1 pseudogene is annotated in these 541 nt (G+C 59.9%); it reads right to left on the reverse strand.

The features are described 5' to 3' along the window. Positions 1 to 541 (reverse strand): annotated as a pseudogene (gene eno / locus ACFQUU_RS29480) (phosphopyruvate hydratase); the annotation flags it as partial.

Here is a 541-nt window from a genome sequence, read left to right on the forward strand (position 1 = left end):
TGGTATTGGTCACGAACAGGTCGTCGCCCACCAGCTGCACCTTCTTGCCCAGTGCATTGGTCAGCGTGGCCCAGCCGTCCCAGTCGTTTTCCGCCATGCCGTCCTCGATCGAGATGATCGGGTACTTGTCGCACCAGGTCGCCAGCAGGTTGGTGAAGTCGGCCGACGACAGCGACAGGCCTTCGCCGTGCAGCTGGTACTTGCCATCCTTGTAAAACTCCGAGGCCGCGCAATCCAGGCCCAGTGCGATCTGGGTGCCCGGCTCGTAGCCGGCCTGCTCGATCGCCTGCAAAATCAGCTTGATCGCCGCTTCGTGGTTGTCCACGGAAGGCGCAAAACCGCCTTCGTCGCCAACTGCGGTGGTCAGCTTCTTGTCGTGCAGGATTTTCTTGAGGGTATGGAAGACTTCGGCGCCATAGCGGATCGCTTCACGAAAGCTCGGTGCGCCCACCGGAATGATCATGAACTCCTGCAAGTCCAGGTTGTTGTCGGCATGGGCGCCGCCATTGATCACATTCATCATCGGCACCGGCATTTGCAT

It is taken from the genome of Herbaspirillum sp. GCM10030257, from assembly GCF_042666555.1.
Classification (GTDB): Bacteria; Pseudomonadota; Gammaproteobacteria; order Burkholderiales; family Burkholderiaceae_D; genus Noviherbaspirillum.